Source organism: Romboutsia sp. BSD2780061687b_171204_C1 (genome assembly GCF_015560225.1).
GTDB lineage: Bacteria > Bacillota > Clostridia > Peptostreptococcales > Peptostreptococcaceae > Romboutsia_C > Romboutsia_C hominis.
Genome location: NZ_JADMRK010000002.1, coordinates 290,087 through 311,237 on the forward strand (window position 1 = coordinate 290,087; position 21,151 = coordinate 311,237).

The following is a 21,151-nucleotide window of genomic DNA, read 5'->3' on the forward strand; positions in this document are numbered from 1 at the left end:
CAATAGAATATTATCACAAAATCAAACCTTTTTCAATATAATAGGCCTTATTTTTCTAATTTTCGCTATTTTCATTCACTGGTTTTATATTATCGTTTTCTTTATTATTTAAATTCTTACAATCTTTATTAGAACATACAACTTTAGTTTCACCCTTTGTGACCTTTTCTACCATATATGACCCACATTCTGAACATAATTCTCCTGTTGGTTTATTCCATGCTACAAAGTCACACTCTGGATACCTAGAACAACCATAAAATGCTTTCCCTCTTTTAGATTTTCTAAGAATGATATCTCCTTCCTGACACTTAGGACATTTTACGCCTATTTTATTAACTAGTGGTTTTGTCGTTTTACATTCCGGATAGTTTTTACATGCTATAAACTTTCCAAATCTACCGTATTTTATAAACATCTTTTCTCCACAGTTTTCACATACTTCATCTGTTTCCTCATCCATGTTTATTTTTTCTATACTTTCTTTAGCTATTTCTATAGCTTCTTTTAGTGGTTCATATGATTCTCTAACTACATCTTTCCACTTCATATGACCTTCTTCTATTTCATCTAGCTTACTCTCCATTTGAGCAGTAAAATCAGCATCTATAAACTTTTGGAAGTTTTTTTCTAGTATATCTGTGACTATTATCCCTAATTCTGTAGGATGTAAACTTGTACCTTGTTTTTCAACATATTCTCTATTTAGTATAGTTGCTATAGTAGGCGCATATGTACTTGGTCTACCTATACCTAACTCTTCTAGAGTCTTTACTAAACTTGCCTCTGTAAATCTAGCAGGTGGCTGAGTAAAGTGTTGAGTTGGTATTATATCTTCTATATCTAATATATCACCTTCATTTATAGTTGGTAATATTTTATCTTCTCTGTCAGTAAAATTATATATTTTTGTATATCCATCAAATTTTAATTTTGATCCTGTAGCTTTAAATATATAATCATCTATCTTACACTCTACATTTAATATATCAAATACAGAGTCTTCCATTTGACTTGCAACAAATCTTCTCCATATTAAGTTATATAACTTAAATTGATCTTTAGTAAGATATTCTTTTATACTATTTGGAGTCTTTTCTACATATGTAGGTCTTATAGCTTCATGTGCATCCTGAACTTTTTTACTTTCTTTTTTATCTTTCTTGTCTTCTACATTTTTATAGTAATTTTCTCCTATTTCACCTAGGATATAATCCTTAGCCTTTTCTTTAGCTTCTTCTGATATTCTCTTAGAATCTGTTCTTATATATGATATAAGACCGACAGTTTCTTTTTCTATATCTATACCTTCATACAACTCTTGTGCTATACTCATAGTTTTTTTAGTTGTAAAAGATAGTTTATTTGCAGCTTCTTGTTGAAGCATACTAGTAGTAAATGGCTTTGGCGCTGATTTTCTTCTACTCTTAGATTCTATTGATACTACATTTAATTTCTTACCTTTTATATCATCTAAGATGTTATTTATCATCTCTTCATTTTCAATTTCTATCTTCTCATTTTTCTTTGAATGAAATTTTAAATTAATATCTTCATTTTTTTCTGTTTTTGCATTTAGCTCTAATGTCCAATATTCTTTTGGTATAAATGCATTTATTTCTTTTTCTCTGTCGCATATTAATTTTGTCGTTACTGATTGAACTCTACCTGCACTAAGACCTTTTCTTATTTTTTGCCAAAGTATTGGGCTTATTTGATAACCCAAAAGCCTATCTAAAACCCTTCTAGCTTGTTGTGCATCTACTAGACTTAAGTCAATATTTCTAGGACTCTTTATAGCTTTTTTTATTGCATCTTTAGTTATCTCATTAAATTCTATTCTACACTGTTCATTTTCATCTAGATTTAATATATGAGCTAAATGCCAAGATATAGCTTCACCCTCTCTATCAGGGTCGGTTGCTAAATATACTTTCTTAGATTTTTTAGCTTCCTTTTTAAGTTCCTTTATTACGTCGCCTTTTCCTCTTATATTTATATATTGAGGATCAAAGTCATTTTCTATATCTACACCTAATTTACTTTTAGGTAAATCTCTTACATGACCGACCGAAGCTTTTACTGTATAATGGCTCTTCCCTAAAAATTTCTCTATCGTTTTAGCTTTAGCAGGCGACTCAACGATGACTAATGTTTTGGCCATAACCACACACCCCCACTTTTTATGTTATTTATGAATTTAAAATATATCTATTATTATTAATCTGTACTAAAATATCTCTTAATACTAATTCATTTAAAATTATGTTTACATATTTTATATCCATTTTAGTATTATCACAAATTTCATCTATATGCAAGGTTCCTTTATTTTTTATAGTATCTATTATAATACGAGATTTCTTATCTAAATTAATATTATCATACTTTTTTAAATTTTCTTGATTTTTATTATTAATAATTTTATATTCTTCTAAAATATCTTCTATACTGCATACTAACTTTGCACCTTCTTTAATTATTTTATGGCATCCTTCACTCATGGCAGAATGTATACTTCCTGGTATAGAAAATACTTCCCTTCCTTGTTCTAATGCAAAATCTGCAGTTATTAGTGCTCCACTTTTTATGGCAGCTTCAACCACTATAACTCCATCACTTATTCCACTTATAATTCTATTTCGCTGTACATAATTACTTGGATAGACTTTAGAATCTATACCATATTCAGATATTATAAGTCCATCATTTTCTAGTATTTCTTTACTCAAATATAAATTTTTTCTTGGTAAAATATTATCCACAGATGAACCTATTACAGCAACCGTTTTTCCACCACCTTTTATACAGCCCATATGCGAGTATGAGTCTATACCAGTAGCTAATCCGCTAACCACATTTATATTCATTTCTGATAATTTACTACTAATTGTTGTTGCACAGTGTTTACCATATGCAGTTGCTTTTCTTGATCCAACCATAGCAATTGATAATCCCTCATTTAATAGGTTTATATTTCCTTTATAGTATAATAATTTTGGTGCATTATATATATTTTTTAGCTTACTTGGGTAATGATTATCTTCTATACTTACATATTTTATGTTTCTCTCTCTTAATTTTTCTTTTATATCATCTAAATAAGCAAGACTTTTATATTTTACTATATTTTCCTTAATATTTAAATTTATATTTTCCATTTCATTTATTTCTTTATCACTTAAATGAATTATATCTTCTACTTTTAATCCATTTTTTAGTATTTTATCTATTATATTATTACTTATCTTATCTATTGATTTTAGCCATAAATAAGCATCTTTTTTATCCATATGAGTCTCCTATTTAAAATATGTGTAATAAGCTTTTCTAAATGAAAAAGCTTCCATTATATGACTTGAATTTATATTTTCACTTTCTTCTAAGTCTGCTATAGTTCTCGATACTTTTAATAGTTTAGTGTAACTTCTGTTACTTAATTTATATTTTCCTAATATTAGATTTAATGTACTTAAACCATCACTTTCTAGCTTACAATAATCTAGTAACTTTGATGATTTTATCTCATCATTAGTTTTAATTAAATCATTTTCAAATCTTTTATTTTGAATAATTCTTGCTTTCTCCACTCTATCTCTTATAACATCAGAATTTTGTGAATTATCACTCTTAATTAACTCGTCATATGGTATTGAGTTAACTTCCACAAATATATCAAATCTATCTAATAGTGGTCCTGACAATTTATTTATATATCTATCTATGTCAATTTTTTTACATCTACACTCCTTATCGGACATAAAATATCCACAAGGACAAGGGTTCATAGCACCTACTAAAAGCACATTACAAGGATAGGTTATATTTTGCTTTACTCTAGATATATTAATAACTTTATCTTCTATAGGTTGTCTTAATGTTTCAAGTATTTTTCTATCAAATTCAGCTATTTCATCTAGAAATAATACTCCTCTATGAGATAAAACAATTTCACCTGGAGTCGCTTTTTGACCCCCTCCTATTAATGCTTGCTTAGTTGAAGTGTGGTGTGGTGATCTAAAAGGTCTTTTTGTAATAATACCTTCATTATCAGAAGTCATTCCACATGCACTATAAATTTTAGTAACTTCTAACATTTCATCTTTTTGAATTTTCGGAAGAATTGTTCTTATTCTTTTTGCTATCATAGTTTTTCCCGAACCTGGAGGACCAATCATTAACATGTTATGATTTCCTGCTGCTGATATTTCTGCTGCTCTTTTTACAAAATAATTACCATAAACATCTTTAAAGTCTTCATCATAACCTATATTACCTTTTGTATCTTGTTTTTTAGTTTTTATAATTTCATCTTTATCTATATCTATATCACCATTTAAATAGTCTATACATTCTTTTAAGCTGCTAACAGGTATTATATCTATACCATCAATAAAAGAACTTTCTAATATATTATCTTTAGGTATAAATACCCTTTTTATTTTATTTTCTTTAGCCCCTATTACCATAGGAAGTATTCCTTTAACTTTTCTTATATTTCCATCTAAAGATAATTCACCTATAAACAAACTACTATTTAAATACTCGTCATCTTTTTTTATAAGATTTTTAAGTATACCAATGGCTATTGGCAAATCAAAATAAGCACCTTCTTTTTTCATATCTGCAGGAGATAAATTTATTACTATTCTAGAATTTAAAAACTTATATCCACTATTTATTATTGCTGATTTAACCCTATCTCTTGATTCTTTTATTTCTACTCCTGCAAGACCTACAATATTAAAACAGGGTATACCATTTTGTATATCAACTTCCACCTTAACAATAAAAGATTCTATTCCTATTAAATTACTTGAATTTATAATACTTAGCATTTTAACTCCTCTAAAAAGCATTTTCTATATGGTTAATCTTTTTATCCATAAAATATACTTCTATAACATCAAATCGAATTTTACTATCATAAATTTTTTTTGCAAATATATAATGTTTTGCTGTATTTGTTATCTTTTTTATTTTTTTATTATTTATTGCATCTCTTCCATATCCAAATCTTAAATCCATTCTTGATTTAACTTCTACAAACACTAATTCATCTTCAAATTTTGCTATTATATCTATTTCTCCACTTTTTATTCTATAATTAGTATCTAATACCTTAAATCCTTTTTGTATTAAAAATTCACAAGCTATTTTTTCTCCTAAATTACCTTTTTCTTTATTATTCATAGCTTCTCCTAATTCAAAAACTTTTTTGTAATTATATCCTCCTATATATTTATGTATACTACTTTTTACTTTTTTGATTGAATTTTTTATAAGTTGCTACTAATATTACTTGTAGAGGGGGGATTTTAATGTCTAGGTCTAAAAGACTTATTTATAAAAAGAAAAAGAAAAGATTATTAAAAAATAGAATTATCTTTTTATCTTCTTTCCTTTTTATACTAACTTTTTCATTTTTAATATTTACATATGGTAATAATCAAAAAAATAATAATACTACATCAAGTAATCCTAAAGTTGTACAAGCTCTATCTTCAGCTAAAGAAACTTCGACTCTCACCTTAAGCACTGCAGGAGATATTATGACCCATATGCCTCAACTTAAAGCTCAGTACGATAATTCATCTAATACATACAATTTTGACAATAACTTTCAGCATGTAAAACACATCTTAGAAAATGACGACTTATCAATAGCTAACCTAGAAACTACTTTAGCTGGTACCTCAGTACCTTATTCTTCTTATCCTACTTTTAATACGCCTGATAATATTATAGATAGTTTAAAATATGCAGGTATTGATATTTTATCTACCATTAATAATCACTCTTTTGACAAAGGTGATTTAGGTGTTAAAAGAACATTGGATATTTGTAAAGAAAAAGAAATAGAAACTATAGGCACCTCTAATAAAAATGAAAATAGGCACATTATAAAAGAAATAAATGATATATCTTTAGGTATAATTGCATTTAGCTATGGTGAAATAATAAATAATAACAAATATTTAAATGGAATAAAAATATCAGATGGATCTAAAGATAATATGAACATATTTGATATGCATGATGTTAACAAGGCTTTTAATACTATAAAAAAAGAACTAGATAAAATAAGAAATACAGATACACAAATAGCTGTTTTACATTGGGGTAATGAATATCAAAGGACTCCCAGTAAATTTCAAAAAGAGTTAGCTCAGAAGCTATGTGATTATGGAGTAGATATAATAGTAGGTTCTCATCCTCATGTTGTACAACCTGTAGAAATAATACGTTCTAAGGATAATTATACCAATACCTTAGTTATATATTCTTTAGGAAACTTCATATCAAATCAAAGACAAGAACTTTTAAACACACCTTACACAGAAGATGGCCTTATAGTATCTATCGAACTTACTAAAGATCATACAAAAAATCAAACCTTAATATCATCAGTAAATTGTATTCCAACTTGGGTTAATAAATATAAAGGCTTTAACAAGGATGTATATGAAATAATTCCAATATACTCTAAAGAACAACTACTTGAAATTAACAATTTACCTATGGAAAGACTAAAACTTTCTTATGAAAGTACATTATCTCAAATAAAAACTTCAGATATAATTAAATTTCCACAAAATGTTTTTGAGTAAAAGTAAAAGTCTCTCCTAATTATTAGGAAAGACTTTTATTTTTATATCTATTTATATATAACCTTTTCATCTATATCATCTATATTTTGACATCCTGTTAATATCATTGTTGAACTTAATTCATTTTTAAGTTTTTCTACATAAGATTTAACCCCTTCTGTCTGACCTCCAAAAGATGCTGTTACAAATGGTCTTCCGATAAGCACTGCATCAGCTCCTAGTCCTATCATCTTAAGAACATCTACACCACTTCTAATTCCACCATCTACAAGTATAGTTATCTTACCTTTTACTGCCTTAGATATATTAGGAAGCACATCTACCGCCCCAGGAGTGCAGTCTAAAACTCTACCACCATGATTAGATACAACTATTGCATCAACTCCAGCCTCTACTGCCATTAAAGCATCTTCAACTGTCATTATACCTTTTAGTATAAATGGTAAATTTGTAGACTTTTTAAGTTCTTTTATAGCATTTACATCTTTAGGTACAACCTTTTTACCATGCATTGAAAGTGTTACAAGGCCACATGCATCAACATCTACACCTACTGCTATTGCCCCTGCTTCTTCTGCAAGTTTTATTTTATTTATTATGTCATGATTTTCCCAAGGCTTTATAAACACTATACCTTTACCATTATTTTCTTTAAGTACTTTTAAGTTTTCTATTAAAAATTCATCTATAGCAGTATCTCCTACCATAGCATATACCCCTGAATCAATACATCCTTTAACTACAGGTTCTATATATTCTCTTTCTGATATTTGTCCACCCATATTTAAAGTTGTTCCTGTAATTGGTGCAGCAAATATTGGAGCATCCATTTTTTGACCAAATAACTCTATACTAGTATCAGGATTACATACATTATGTACTACCCTCATATTTATCTTAACTTTTTCTAAACTCTTATAGTTCTCAGTGAAAGCTGATCCACTTCCTTTACCTCCCATACCAGGCACTTCTCCTGCACAGGCTACACCATTACAAACTTTACAAACCCTACAGCTTCCATTAAACTTTTCTCTAGCATTTTTTTCTAGTTCTTTAAAATTCATCTTAACTTCCCCCATCTTAAATTGTATAGTTTTGCTTTATAATTTATGGTATTTTTATATTTGTATTAATTATAGCACATTTTTTAAGAAACTCTTTCTATGTATAGGAGTTATACCATGCTTTTCTATAGCTTCGTAATGTTCTTTAGTTCCATATCCCTTATGGCCTTTAAATCCATATTCAGGATACATCTCATCATACTGATACATTAAATTGTCCCTTGTAACCTTTGCTAATATACTTGCTGCAGCTATTGATATAGATTTTGAATCCCCTTTTATTATAGGATTTTGAACAATATCTACTCCTGGTATAGTAGCTGCATCTATTAATAGATAGTCTGGACTTTTCTTTAAGCAGTTTAAGGCTTTTTTCATAGCCATATAAGTTGCATTTAATATATTGAATTTATCTATTTCTTCATTATTTACTATTCCTATACCATAATCTAGGGCTTCTTCCTTTATTATATCAAATAGTTCTTCTCTTTTAGCTTCACTTAGCTTCTTAGAATCATTTATTCCTTCTATCTTAGTTCCTTGTTTAAATACTACAACACTAGCTACCACAGGCCCTGCTAATGGACCACGTCCTGCTTCATCTATACCACCTATATATATATATCCTTTTTCATAACCTTCATTTTCAAATTCGTTTATTTTTTCTAATCTCTCTTCTTCTCTTCTTATAGCATCTAATTTTTTAGCCATTTTTACAGCTAAACTTTGAACTGATTTTCTATCATCTATTTTCAAAATTTCTATATATTTCAAATATTCATCAGTACTTATATTTTCTATTATTTCTTTAATTTCTTTTACACTTTTATCTTTCATAAATTTCTCCTTGGATTACTTTATATTGTCTATTTATATATAAATATATATTTTTATTTCCTTCTATTAATATATTAACATATATTTGATAAACTATAATATAGTTCATTGTTTATATATTTATACCTTATAAATTTATAAAATAAAAAATCGTTGGTAATTAAACCAACGATTTTTTATTTTATCCAACTCTATTAATATCAGCACTTGATAAATCTTTAGATGGTGGTATAAAGTTACCTACTAATGCTCCTATTAATACTGGAACTATCCAGTTAAATCCTAGTGGTGCAAAAGGTAATTTTGTTACAAGTGGTATTGATATTCCCATTGAATTAGCAACAGTTAATACACTTATAAGTAATGCAGCATATGTGGCACCTTTGAATGCATTATCATTTTTAATTCTTTTACCGAATATTGTCATTATAACTAATACAACTGTCGCTGGGTATATCATATCTAATATTGGAGCTGAGAATTGTATTATTGTACTTACTCCAAAATTTGAAACTATTGCACTAAATATACAAACTACTGTAACTATAACTTCATACTTTAATCTTCCATTAGTTATTTTTTCAAAGTATTGAGCAGTAGCTGATGTAAGACCTATAGCTGTCGTTAAACATGCTAAACCTACTATAAGTGCTAGTATTATTTTTCCTGGTTGTCCAAGTAAAGATGCAGTCATCTCTACTATTAAAGATGTTTGAGATACATCTACTCCATATATTTTAGAAACTGTAGCTCCAAGATATGTTAGTCCTCCATATACTAAACATAGACCTAAAGCTGCAACCATTCCTGCTTTTAATGTTAACTTAACTTTTTGATTTTCTTCTGTATATCCTTTATTTACAAGAGATCTTATTACAACAGTTGAAAGTGCTACTGCACCTAACGCATCCATTGTTTGATATCCTTGCTTAACTCCTTCGGCAAATACTCCATCAATCATAGGACTTGGATTTATTTCGCCTAATGGAGATATTATCCCTTTAACTATTAAAACACCTAAAGCTACTAATAATGCTGGTGTTAAAAACTGGCCTATTATGTCTACAACTTTTGATGGCTTTATAGTTAGTACAAATGTAATAGCAAAGAATATTACTGAGAATAATACCGGATTAAATCCATTAAATAAAGGGTGAACTCCCATTTCGAAAGTTGTTGCTGCTGTTCTTGGTATTGCTAATAATGGTCCAAGACATATCATTATAGCTGAACCTAAAATTATTGCTAATGTTTTTCCTGATCTTCCCAGAATTTTACTTACTTCTCCATTACACTTTGCTGATGCTGTTACTGCAAGTAATGCAAGTCCTACATCGGCTAGTATAAATGCTACAAATCCTATTAGCCAACTAGATCCTGATATTACTCCTAAATATGGAGGGAATATTAGGTTCCCTGCTCCAAAGAACATGGCAAATAGTGCAAATCCTACAACTACTACATCTTTAGTTGTTTTGTTCATATTAACGCCCCCTTAAATTCCTTCGAATTTACATAGATAAGTTTAAATATTAAATTATTTTTATATTAATAAATTATTTAATATTTCGAATTAAGTATAACATCTTTATTTTCAAAACGTCAACAATATTAAAAATATACTAACTTTTTTAAATATTCTGTATATTTTCAGTTTTGATTTATATTGCATCATTTTTCTACAAATATCTTTCCCTATTTCATATTTTTTATTACCTTTTTCAATATTTTCAGTATATTTTTTAATCTTATTTAAATTTTACAATATATGGTTTAATACTGTCAATTCATTTTTGTTATTTTTCTAACTATTCTATTTTTTACAATTATATTTTAATAACGTTTTCTTACTATTTTCAATAGCTTGAGCGTTATTTTATATTTCTAAATTTTTTTATTATTTTGTATAAAAATATCTAAAAGAATGTAAAAAAAAGCATAGATAATTATCTATGCTTTTTCATTAAATTACAGCTTCTTGTTTGTGTACTTTTTCATCTTCTTTTTCTGCTTTTAATTCTCTATATAAAACAAATGCTGTTATTGCAGTTGCTAGAAAATCTGCTACTGGTTGAGCATACCAAACCCCATCTAATCCAAAGAATTTTGGAAGAATCATAATCATAGGCATAAGTAATATAAATTGTCTAAGTAAACTTAAGAACATTGCTATTTTAGCCTTACCTATAGATTGTATATAGTTTGATCCTGTTATAGATATTCCTATTATAGGTATCATTAATAGATATATTTTAGCTCCATTAATTGATACTTCCATAAGCTTAGGATCTTTATTAAACATTCCTACTATAACATCTGGTATAGTTTGTATTAATATCCATCCTGCAGTTAATATAACTATAGATATTAATGCAGATATCTTGAAAGCTTTATTTGCTCTTTTATATTTTCTTGCACCAAAATTAAATCCTATTATAGGTTGGGCACCTTGGTTAAGACCAAATATTGGCATTAAGAATATCATTGATATAGACGATATTGTAGCCATAGCGCCTATAGCTAAATCTCCTCCATAAATCTTTAAAGCATTATTTGATATAACTTGAACTAGACTTGTAGCAAGCTGCATAGCAAAAGGTGCTGACCCTATAGCAAATATTATTTCAACTAAATGTTTATCTAGCTTTAAACTAGACTTATGAAACTTTAGATTAGATTTACCTCTTGCATAATACATAAGACCCCATAAAGCAGTTACTATTTGAGATGTTACTGTCGCAATAGCTGCTCCTTGTATACCTAATTTAAATCCAAATATTAATACTGCGTCTAAAACTATATTTGTCATACATCCTACTATCATTATTAATGCTGCAAGTTTTGGATTTCCATCACCTCTGATGGTATTGTTTAATGTATACGCTAGTACATTAAATATAGTACCACCTAAAATTATATATATATATGATTTCGCATAACCAATTGTACTACTACTTGCACCAAATATTCTAAGTATTTGATCTCCAAATACTATACCAAATACACTTATTAATAACCCTATTATTATTGATAAAGTTATACTATTTCCTATAATTTTTTCTGCATCTTCTTTTTTTCCTTGACCTAATTTTATAGATATATTAGTAGTAGCTCCTATACCTACCAACATTGCAAAAGCTAACATTATAGTCATTATAGGAAGACATACCCCAACACCAGTTATAGCTAATGGTCCAACACCTGGTATATTACCTATAAATATTCTATCTACTACATTATAAAGTGCATTTACCATCATACCTATAATAGCTGGAACTGAATATTTTAGTAATAATTTACCAATGGACTCTGTTCCTAATATTTGTTCATTTTTCATAATTTTCCCTCCTTTATATTGCACTACATATTTTTTTTAATAATATAATCATATTTTCTGATTCTTCTTTGTCTAAATTAGACGTTATAATTTCTTCCCAACTAGACATTATTGTATAAATATCATGTTTTAAGTCTTTGCTTTTATCTGTTAAATATACCTTATATGCTCTTTTATCATCTATGTTCTTTTCTCTTATTAAAAATCCTTGTTCTTCTAGCTTCTTTATCGCTCTTGCAGTTGTTCCTTTATCTATATTTAACACATCTGATAGTTCTTCCTGATTTCTACCATCCTGTCTATAAAGTTCTAATAAAAACATAACTTGCCCAGAACCTATTCCTAATTCATTTAATCCCTTTGATATAAATGAATTACCTTTTCTATATATTTGAGATATATATCTACCTATATGTTCTCGTTTTTTACCCAAAAAATCACCACCTAAATATAACACATATTTTAGAGTAGTTGCATAGACAACTATATTAGTATATCTCATTTTAGTTGTTATTGCAACTATTTTATTATATAATTTTTTAACTTTAATTAAATCACTTAAGCTCAAAACATGTTGTAATACAAATACCAACTATATTTCATAGAAAGTAGTTTTTTTAAAGGATACAAATCCCGAAATGTCAATATATACATGTGAACAAAAACTGTAAAAATAAATATATAACCTTAATGGAATTTTTCATAAAAGAAATAGATGCTATCAAGAAAACGCAAAAAAATAAATAATAGTGATTGGTCTAAAAACAATTAGGTTCTTCATCAAATATCTTAGTTAATACATTAAGAATTTTAAATATATTACTAAGATAAACTATTAATTATAAATACTGCTATTTGTAGTTATTTTTATGCTAAATTATCACAAAATTCTTTAATATAGCCTAATTAAAATAAAAAGTTGCTCCTTTAAATTTAAGGGAGCAACTTTTTATATACGTAAATATTTTAAGCTTATATTTTATATTGTATAAAATATTAATATCCTATTATTGGTTGATTAAAATTGTTCATCACTAAATGATATTTTTCCGTCAAAGTACTTATTTTCTTCATCTTTTAAATTAAACTTACCTATAAGTTCCTTTAACATTTGAGCTTGTGCAGATAATTCCTCACTTGCAGCAGCACTTTCTTCAGCAGTTGCTGAGTTAGTTTGTACAACTACAGATATTTGTTCAACACCAACATTTACTTGACTTATATGATTAGCTTGTTCATTACTTACATCTGCTATATACTGTATAACATTTGCTGAATTTTTAGCGCCTTCAACTACTGCTTCAAGAGATTTAGCAGTATCTGAAACTATTATAGTCCCCTTTTCTATAGCTTTAAGTGATTTTTCAATTAATTCTGCTGTATCTTTTGCACTTTGTGCAGATTTAGCAGCAAGATTTCTAACTTCATCTGCAACTACAGCAAATCCTTTACCAGCTTCTCCAGCACGTGCTGCTTCTACGGCTGCATTAAGTGCTAATATATTTGTTTGGAATGCTATATCATCAATATTTTTAATTATATTTCCTATTTCATTTGATGTAGTATTTATATCATCCATTGCAGTAATCATTTCTTTCATTTGTTCTTTACTTTTATCTGTTGCCTTACTTGCTTCTAGAGATATATCCTTTGCTCTTAATGCATGTTCTGCTGTTTCTTTTATTTGTGATGAAACTTCATTTATAGTTGCTGAAAGTTCTTCAATTGAGCTTGCTTGTTCTGTAGTACCTTGAGAAAGTACTTGTGCTCCTTCTGATAATTGATAAGAACTAACTGCTACTTGTTCACCAGCTTCATTTATTTGTATTAAAGTGTTATTTAAATCATATACTATTTTATTTAAAGCTATTAATATAGGCTCAAAGTCTTTTACAAATAGATTTTTGTATTCTTCGCTATCTGCATGAATATCTAAATTGCCATCACTAACTTCTGTTAATATATATGTTAAAGCATTTATCATACTTCTAAAATCATTAACTATTTTATATGTAGCATCTGCTACTAGACCTATCTCATTTTCTTCATCTATAACTGGGACCTCTGAGTTTAGATCTCCTTGAGCTAACTTATTTAATCTTTCACTACATTCTTTTAGTGGATTTCCTATTTTTTTAGAGAATCTTATAGCCACAAATATAGCTAAAACTGTAACTACTACAGTCAATATTCCTGTATATATGATTGATTTATACATCTCACCAAGGAAATCACTTTTGTTTACCATTATACCCATACCCCATCCATTACTATTTTTTACTGGGGCATATCCTAAAATCCAATCTTCACCATTTAAATTTGCATCAGAAAATCCTGTTTCTCCTGAGATAAGCTTTTCATCTGCTTGTGCAAAAGGTTTTAGACTTTCATTACTTTCTGCTTCTTTTATAGTATTTTTTGCATTAACTAAACTTGCATCTCTATGAGCAATTGTAGTTCCTTGATTATCTACAAGATAAGCATAACTATTTTCACTTATATCTATGCCTCTAACTATATCATTTAAATAATCTTTATCTAAATCAAAAGTTACAACTCCCACAACTTTACTATTTTCTACTCCATTTTCCCAAATAGGTGCTGAAACTACTAGTATATTCTCTCCTGTTACCTTACTAAGAACTGGACTACCTAAATATGCCTTACCATTTATAGAAGCTTTAAAGTAATCTCTGTCAGAGTAATCGTTTCCACTAAAAATATCTTTTCCATTTGTATCTATTATTTGACCCACTTTCATTCCATATAATTTTTCTTGTCTATCTATAATACTTTCTTTTTCTTCCTTACTTACTTTTGGGTCTGAAATTTCCTTAATAATACCTGTTTGAATTGTTGCATTTTTTATATTTGTAATTTTTTGAGTTGCAGTTTGTGCTGCTTGCTTAGTAGTTTCTACTATGGTTTTTGATAATACACTGTTAGCACTCTTATAATTTAAGTAACTTGTAACAGTACCTAAAAGTAAACAACTTATAACTGAAAAACTTACTATTATCAAAGTTAGTTGATTTTTTATACTTTTGCTTTTGCTTTTACCTTTTATCCTATGCCATAACTTAGTTTCCATTAATTGCCTTCCTCCTCTTATCACACTTATTTTCATCCATTCTTTTCATTAGATAACCCTGCATTATAAATCATTAGATTTTAAATATACTCATTCCAAATAATTTATTCACCTCAAACCTTCCATATTAAAATTTGCTCTCATTAAATCATTTAAGATTTGTTGATTTTGTTTTGTGCTAAATATCATAATATAATTTCCATATTATGGTTAATAATACGGACATTTCTATAATTTATTTAGACTTATTAATAACTATTTCTACTACAAAAGTTTAAAATATACCTTATAATTACATGTACAGCGTCCCTAGTACTATATAAGTATAAGCAACAGCTACAAGTAAAACTTAAAATGAGAAACAAATATGGTAGTAACAGTAACTAAAAATTCATTAAGATTAAAACTAAGATTTGATTGTATAAAAATTAAGAAACATGTAAGATAATAGTAAAAAATAAGACTTATTCAAATATAAACCCATGTTCACTCAATGATGGTGTACATACAGTAGGAGTTATATTATCACTTAAAAACTTTACATTATTAGAAGTATTAAAATAGATAATTCAATATTATCCTAATAAAAATTCACTTCGCTCATTTTGTATAATTAAAATTTATAGAGAATAATTTTATAGAAATTAAAAAGAAATTATTAATGAGTTTTAAAATTACATCAGATAAAATGGATCAGTAGATGAGCCTAAAGTAGATTTGACAGAAGAAGAAATAAAAACAGCTATGTCTATTATACTTTCTAAAAATATATTAGGTAAAAAATAAAGGTAGAGCTTTTGCTCTACCTTGTTTTTAATTAAGTATACTAATTACAAAGTTTTCTAACAGAACCTTAATTTTTTATATCTTCTGGAACCTCTAAAGTTATTTTTCCTATTTTACCATCTCTAAACTCATTTAATACAGTAGTTGCTATACGAGTATAATCTAACTCTTTTCTTCCTGTTACAAATCCTCTTTTACGTCCTATCATATCCATAGTTTCTATATCACTATTACCTAGTTCCTCTAACTTATATCTAACTTTTAATTTTTCTGGCTCTATCTCCATAAGCTTTCCTATAAGTCTTAAAGCAAGTGTATCAATATCTAGTATTTCATCTTTTATTGCCCTACAAAACGCTAAATTAAGGGCTACATCTTGATCTTCAAATTTAGGCCAAAGTATACCTGGTGTATCTAATAATTCTAGGTTTCCTTTTAATCTTACCCATTGTTTACCTTTAGTAACACCTGGCTTATCTCCTGTTACTGTACTTTTTCTACCTGTTAATTTATTTATTATAGACGATTTACCTACGTTTGGTACTCCAACTATCATTATTCTTATAGGTCTTTCTTTTCTACCTTTTTCTTTTAATGCATCCATCTTATCTTTAGTTACATTTTTACACTCATCTATTAATTTATTAAGACCCATACCTTTAATAGTATCTATTGGTATAGCTTTTATACCTTTTTCTTTATAGTATTTTATCCATCTATCAAGCTTTGCTCTATCTGCTAAGTCACTTTTATTTAATATAACAACTCTTGGTTTATTTCCTGCAAGTTTGTCTATATCTGGATTTTTACTACTAAATGGTATTCTAGCATCTAAAAGTTCTACTACAACATCTACTAATTTTAAATTATCTCTAACTAAGTCCTTAGTCTTTTTCATGTGTCCTGGATACCAGTTTATATGTAAATTATCGTCTCTTAGATATTCATCATAATCGGTCCTCATTTTATCTCCTCTTGCCATGATTATCACTCCTTTTTATATTAATTCGCTCATTTTATTTCAACTTATCTATTATACCATAATATTTTTTTATTTGCTTGTTTAATATTTGATACTGCATTACTTCTATTATAACTATAACGTATATTTTTTAAACCTCTTTATATATAGAGAAAAAACTAGCATATTATACTTTTACATACTTCCTAATGTTTGATTAATAATAAGCATAAATTTCATGTGAAAAATCTATAGATATTTCTATAATTCCTTGTATAATAATATTTTATATATAAAAAAAGGACTGTAAATCAGTCCTTTTTATCTATAGTAAAGTTTAATTATCTAGCTTCTTTTATCTTAGCAGCTTTACCTACTCTACCTCTTAAGTAGTTTAACTTAGCTCTTCTTACTTTACCTTTTCTAGTTACTTCTATCTTTTCTATTCTTGGAGTGTGAACTGGGAAAGTTCTTTCTACACCAACGTTGAAAGATATTTTTCTAACAGTGAAAGTTTCTTTTATTCCTCCACCTTGTCTCTTTAATACTACACCTTCGAATACTTGTATTCTTTCTCTTTTACCTTCAACTATTCTAACGTGTACTCTTACTGTGTCCCCAGGTCCAAAGTTAGGAACTTCTTTCTTTAATTGCTCTTGCTCTAATGATCTTAATATTTCGTTCATTTTTTTCCTCCTGATATCATAGACATTCTTAATTACTGACCAACGTAACAGAGGAATGCCCGTTTTTTCAACATTTAAAATTATACTATACTTTAAACTTATTTACAAGCTTTTTTGTACAAGTCTGGTCTTCTTTCTTTAGTTATTTTTATAGACTGTTCATGTCTCCAATTATCAACATTTTTGTGATTTCCAGATAATAAAACATCCGGCACTTCTAACCCCATAAATTCTCTAGGTCTAGTATAATGAGGGTACTCTAATAAATTATCTTTGAAAGATTCTTCTTCAAAAGATTCATTTTGGCTTAGTACTCCTGGTATTAACCTTGATATAGAATCTATCAATATAAGAGCTGGTAACTCTCCTCCTGTTAATACATAATCTCCAATAGATATTTCATCTGTTACTATTAAATCTATAATTCTTTGATCTATGCCTTCATAATGTCCACAAAGTAATATTATATCTTCTTCTGTAGAAAATTCTTGTGCTATGGACTGGCTATGCACTTTACCTTTAGGTGTTAGATATATTACTCTAGGATTATTTATACCATGAGTATCAATAATATGTTTATACGTATCATATATAGGTTGAGGAGTCATAACCATACCTGCTCCCCCTCCAAATGGGTAATCATCTACTTTTTTGTGCTTACTATTTGAAAAATCTCTAATATTATATATAAATACTTCTATTTTTCCTTTTTCAATAGCCCTTTTCATTATACTTTCACTCATATAAGAGTTAAATATATCAGGAAATAATGTCATTATATGAAATCTCATTTTATCACCTAGTCTAACATACCTTTTATAGGATTTATTATCATTTTCTTCTCATTAATATCTATAGTAGGTACAAACTGCATAACAGCTGGGATTAAATATTCTTTGTTATTTTCATCTTTTACAACATATACATCATTAGCAGCATATTGTAAAACTTCTGCTAATTTCCCTACATATTGCCCATCGACAGTTTCTACATCCATTCCTATCATATCAGCCACAAAGAATTCATCTTCATCAAGTTCTCTAGAATTTTCTCTAGATACATATATAAATTTATCTCTTAATTTTTCTGCATCTTCTATTCTATCGATACCTTTTATTTTCATTATTACCATATTTCCTTTATATCTTACTCTTTCAACTTCTAAAGGATTTTCTCTGTCTTTTCCTATGTAAAATTCTTCTAAATCATCAAATCTATTTATATCATCAGTATAACTATAAACTCTAACTTCACCTTTTAACCCTTGTGTATTGACTATTTTTCCTATTTTAAAATGTGTTACTTGTGTCATTATCATTCTCCTTAAAGATAATATTTTATATGTTCTTTCTATAATTTTATTATATATTATGCACCATAAAACTATAGTCTATAAGTTCTTAATACATTAAAAGGATTAGGTATATACCTAATCCTTTTAAACTATATCAAGAGAAACTTTAACATTCTCTTTGTTAGCAACGGCTTTTACAACAGTCCTTATAGACTTAGCTATTCTACCTTGCTTTCCGATAACTTTTCCCATGTCATCCTGAGAAACTTTTAGTTTTAATGTTATTTCCTCATTGTGTCTGACTTCTTCAACTATTACAGCTTCAGGATTGTCAACTAGAGCTTTAGCTATCTCTAACACTAGCTCTTTCATATACTCATCTCCTAATAAAGCTTATTATTTTTTAGAAGCTTCGAACTTTTCCATAACACCATTGTTAACTAATAAAGTCTTTACAGTGTCAGTTGGTTGAGCACCATTTGATAACCACTTAACAGCTTTCTCATCGTTTATTTTAACTTGCTTTGGTTGAGAAACTGGGTTGTAGTATCCTATTTCTTCTATGAATTTTCCATCTCTTGGAGATCTAGAATCCGCTACTACTATTCTGTAGAAAGGTTTTTTGTTTGATCCCATTCTTTTTAATCTTATTTTAACTGCCATTACAGTCACCTCCGAAAATTTTTATTTTACTTATTTATCTAAAGAAAGGAAGTCCGGCAAAACCGCCCCTTTTCTTCATACTTTTTTGAGAGCCTGTAAACATCTTCATCATCTTCTTCATTTCATTGAATTGTTTTAAAAGTCTGTTTACATCTTGAACAGTAGTTCCACTACCTTTAGCTATTCTTCTTTTTCTAGAAGCATTTAGTATACTTGGGTCTTTTCTTTCTTCTTTTGTCATAGATTGAACAATGGCTTTAGTTCTTTTCATTTCTTTACCATTTAAATCTACATCTCCAAGTTGGTCTTTTATATTACCCATACCTGGAATCATGCCTAGTATCTTATCAAGAGGACCCATATTTTGAATTTGCTCCATTTGTTCTAAGAAATCTTCAAAATCAAGCTCTTGTTTTTTAATCTTTTCTTCTAATTCCTTAGCCTTGTCTAAATCAATATTTTCTTGTGCCTTTTCTATTAAGCTAAGTATATCACCCATACCTAATATTCTTGAGGCCATTCTATCTGGGTGGAAAGGTTCTAAATCATCTAATTTTTCACCCATACCTATGAATTTTATAGGTTTTTGCGTTACAGCTCTTATTGAAAGTGCCGCACCACCTCTAGTATCTCCATCTAGTTTTGTTAGTATTACTCCATCAACACCAAGAGTTTCATTGAAACTTTCTGCAACATTAACTGCATCTTGTCCTGTCATTGAATCTACTACTAACAGTATTTCATGAGGTTTAACTTCAGATTTTATAGATTTTAACTCATCCATTAATGCTTCATCTATATGAAGTCTACCTGCTGTATCTATTATAACTAAGTCATTGTTATTTTTTATTGCATGACTTAATCCTGCTTTTGCTATGTTTACTGGATTTTCCTTATCACCCATGTTGAATACTGGTATATCTAACTTTTCTCCAACAACTTGTAACTGCTTTATAGCCGCTGGTCTATAAACGTCACAGGCAACAAGTAAAGGTCTCTTACCTTGTTTTTTGAAATATCCTCCAAGCTTTCCAGATGTAGTTGTTTTACCTGCACCTTGAAGACCTACCATCATTATTATAGTCGGTGGTTTTGGAGATATTACTATTTTACTAGCTACATCACCCATTAGGCTTGTAAGCTCTTCATTTACTATTTTTATTACATGTTGTGCCGGAGTTAAACTCTGCATAACTTCTTGTCCAACACATCTTTCTTGCACTTTCTTTATAAAATCTTTTACAACCTTAAAGTTAACGTCAGCCTCTAAAAGAGCAAGTTTAACTTCTCTCATAGCATCTTTTACATCTTTTTCAGTTAATTTACCTTTAGATTTTAGTTTATCAAGTGCTCCTTGCAGTTTATCTGATAATCCTTCAAATATCATTTTAACATCTCCCTACATACATCTTCTATATTTTCTAGCTTAGGGATTAAATTAGCACAATCTCTATTTTGCAATAAATTTTGCTTAATGTCAACAATTTTATCTTGTATATTTTTTACAAAATTTTCTTGTTCTTTATGTTTATGAACTAAATTTAATTTACTCTCGTAGTCTTTTAATATTTTTTCTGAACGCTTAAGAGTATCATATACTCCTTGTCTTGATACATTCAGATTTTCACTAATTTCACCTAGAGAATAGTCTTCTTCGTAGTAAAGTGAAACTATTTCTCGCTGTTTATCAGTAAGTAGTTCTTTGTATTGTTCAAACAACAATCCAATCTCAACCATTTTTTCTATATTCATCTCTTTACACTTCCCAGTAAATTACTGTAAAGGTTAATTACTTTACACATTGTATTTTATATCATATAT

General features: G+C 28.2%; 19 protein-coding genes and 1 pseudogene. 2 read left to right on the forward strand and 18 right to left on the reverse strand.

Translation table 11 applies throughout. From position 1 onward, the window contains the following. Positions 1–55 precede the first annotated feature (55 nt). Genes topA through I2H23_RS06390 form a run of 4 tightly spaced genes read right to left on the reverse strand, consistent with a single transcriptional unit; the run spans position 56 to position 5,193 of the window. Positions 56–2,164, reverse strand: coding sequence for a type I DNA topoisomerase (gene topA / locus I2H23_RS06375; RefSeq protein ID WP_195581341.1), 2,109 nt, complete (start codon positions 2,162–2,164; stop codon positions 56–58). Between the two features lie 28 nt (positions 2,165–2,192). After that, the gene (gene dprA, locus I2H23_RS06380) at positions 2,193–3,293 is read right to left on the reverse strand and encodes a DNA-processing protein DprA (protein WP_092924551.1); all 1,101 of its coding nucleotides are present in this window, start codon (positions 3,291–3,293) and stop codon (positions 2,193–2,195) included. 9 nt (positions 3,294–3,302) lie between these two features. Next, a complete protein-coding gene (locus tag I2H23_RS06385) occupies positions 3,303–4,838 on the reverse strand; it encodes a YifB family Mg chelatase-like AAA ATPase (RefSeq protein ID WP_195581342.1) in 1,536 nt (511 codons plus the stop codon). A gap of 10 nt (positions 4,839–4,848) precedes the next feature. Further along, positions 4,849–5,193 carry a YraN family protein gene (locus tag I2H23_RS06390; protein WP_166505823.1) on the reverse strand — a complete coding sequence of 115 codons (345 nt, stop codon included), beginning with the start codon at positions 5,191–5,193 and terminating at the stop codon, positions 4,849–4,851. A 128-nt stretch (positions 5,194–5,321) separates the two neighbouring features. Here I2H23_RS06390 and I2H23_RS06395 point away from each other — a divergent pair, with 128 nt between their 5' ends. After that, positions 5,322–6,611, forward strand: a complete 1,290-nt coding sequence (locus tag I2H23_RS06395; RefSeq protein ID WP_195581343.1) for a CapA family protein — start codon at positions 5,322–5,324, stop codon at positions 6,609–6,611. A 47-nt stretch (positions 6,612–6,658) separates the two neighbouring features. Here I2H23_RS06395 and I2H23_RS06400 read toward each other — a convergent pair whose 3' ends face one another. From I2H23_RS06400 to I2H23_RS06425, 6 genes are all read right to left on the reverse strand, one after another. Then, on the reverse strand, positions 6,659–7,675 hold the full coding sequence (locus tag I2H23_RS06400) for an alpha-hydroxy-acid oxidizing protein (protein ID WP_092924543.1): 1,017 nt from the start codon (positions 7,673–7,675) through the stop codon (positions 6,659–6,661). Positions 7,676–7,744: 69 nt separating this feature from the next. Beyond that, positions 7,745–8,512: a ribonuclease HII gene (locus I2H23_RS06405; protein WP_195581344.1), complete on the reverse strand. Its 768-nt coding sequence runs from the start codon at positions 8,510–8,512 to the stop codon at positions 7,745–7,747. Between the two features lie 181 nt (positions 8,513–8,693). After that, positions 8,694–9,995, reverse strand: coding sequence for a branched-chain amino acid transport system II carrier protein (gene brnQ / locus I2H23_RS06410; protein WP_092924539.1), 1,302 nt, complete (start codon positions 9,993–9,995; stop codon positions 8,694–8,696). Between the two features lie 480 nt (positions 9,996–10,475). Continuing rightward, on the reverse strand, positions 10,476–11,849 hold the full coding sequence (locus I2H23_RS06415; protein WP_092924537.1) for an MATE family efflux transporter: 1,374 nt from the start codon (positions 11,847–11,849) through the stop codon (positions 10,476–10,478). Positions 11,850–11,862: 13 nt separating this feature from the next. Further along, on the reverse strand, positions 11,863–12,282 hold the full coding sequence (locus I2H23_RS06420) for a MarR family winged helix-turn-helix transcriptional regulator (RefSeq protein ID WP_242871302.1): 420 nt from the start codon (positions 12,280–12,282) through the stop codon (positions 11,863–11,865). 585 nt (positions 12,283–12,867) lie between these two features. Continuing rightward, the gene (locus I2H23_RS06425; protein ID WP_176698650.1) at positions 12,868–14,940 is read right to left on the reverse strand and encodes a methyl-accepting chemotaxis protein; all 2,073 of its coding nucleotides are present in this window, start codon (positions 14,938–14,940) and stop codon (positions 12,868–12,870) included. Positions 14,941–15,645: 705 nt separating this feature from the next. Here I2H23_RS06425 and I2H23_RS15660 point away from each other — a divergent pair. Continuing rightward, positions 15,646–15,726: pseudogene (locus tag I2H23_RS15660) on the forward strand (DUF2922 family protein); the annotation flags it as partial. A gap of 67 nt (positions 15,727–15,793) precedes the next feature. Here the strand turns inward: I2H23_RS15660 and ylqF are convergent. From ylqF to ylxM, 8 genes are all read right to left on the reverse strand, one after another. After that, positions 15,794–16,690, reverse strand: a complete 897-nt coding sequence (gene ylqF, locus I2H23_RS06435) for a ribosome biogenesis GTPase YlqF (RefSeq protein ID WP_092927408.1) — start codon at positions 16,688–16,690, stop codon at positions 15,794–15,796. 338 nt (positions 16,691–17,028) lie between these two features. Then, positions 17,029–17,373, reverse strand: coding sequence for a 50S ribosomal protein L19 (gene rplS / locus I2H23_RS06440; protein WP_092924533.1), 345 nt, complete (start codon positions 17,371–17,373; stop codon positions 17,029–17,031). 98 nt (positions 17,374–17,471) lie between these two features. Beyond that, positions 17,472–18,164 carry a tRNA (guanosine(37)-N1)-methyltransferase TrmD gene (gene trmD / locus I2H23_RS06445; RefSeq protein ID WP_092924531.1) on the reverse strand — a complete coding sequence of 231 codons (693 nt, stop codon included), beginning with the start codon at positions 18,162–18,164 and terminating at the stop codon, positions 17,472–17,474. Between the two features lie 8 nt (positions 18,165–18,172). Continuing rightward, on the reverse strand, positions 18,173–18,685 hold the full coding sequence (rimM, locus tag I2H23_RS06450; protein WP_330383710.1) for a ribosome maturation factor RimM: 513 nt from the start codon (positions 18,683–18,685) through the stop codon (positions 18,173–18,175). A 126-nt stretch (positions 18,686–18,811) separates the two neighbouring features. Continuing rightward, entirely contained in the window at positions 18,812–19,039 is a 228-nt protein-coding gene (locus tag I2H23_RS06455; protein WP_092924529.1) for a KH domain-containing protein, read from the reverse strand. 24 nt (positions 19,040–19,063) lie between these two features. Beyond that, positions 19,064–19,330: a 30S ribosomal protein S16 gene (rpsP, locus tag I2H23_RS06460; protein ID WP_071119726.1), complete on the reverse strand. Its 267-nt coding sequence runs from the start codon at positions 19,328–19,330 to the stop codon at positions 19,064–19,066. A 34-nt stretch (positions 19,331–19,364) separates the two neighbouring features. Continuing rightward, positions 19,365–20,717 (reverse strand): signal recognition particle protein, encoded by a 1,353-nt coding sequence (gene ffh / locus I2H23_RS06465; RefSeq protein WP_092924527.1) that lies wholly within the window; start codon positions 20,715–20,717, stop codon positions 19,365–19,367. Continuing rightward, on the reverse strand, positions 20,714–21,082 hold the full coding sequence (ylxM, locus tag I2H23_RS06470; RefSeq protein ID WP_092924525.1) for a YlxM family DNA-binding protein: 369 nt from the start codon (positions 21,080–21,082) through the stop codon (positions 20,714–20,716). The genes ffh and ylxM overlap by 4 nt, the downstream gene beginning before the upstream one ends. Positions 21,083–21,151 lie beyond the last annotated feature (69 nt).